Source organism: Plantactinospora sp. A48, from assembly GCF_055793945.1.
Genome location: NZ_JBTIXF010000173.1, coordinates 1 through 223 on the forward strand (window position 1 = coordinate 1; position 223 = coordinate 223).

1 pseudogene is annotated in these 223 nt (G+C 69.5%); it reads left to right on the forward strand.

Annotation, left to right across the window (positions count from 1 at the left end):
- Nucleotides 1-223: pseudogene (locus tag ACXN5W_RS30480) on the forward strand (regulator); the annotation flags it as partial.

Sequence of the window (223 nt, forward strand, 5' to 3'; positions counted from 1 at the left end):
GCCGTCGTGGCGTTCATCATCGACAAGCGGTTCGCCCAGGCGGCCGTCTTCGCCGCGTCCGGTGCCGCGCTGTCGTTCGTCGGCCTGATCCACGGCGAGAAGATCGAGTGGAACGCCAACGGCCCGGTCGCCCTCGGGTACCTCTTCGTGGCGGTGATCTGCGCGGCCTTCGCCCTCGCCAAGATCCCACCACGCGAACCCGACAGCACCGAACCCGGCGGTG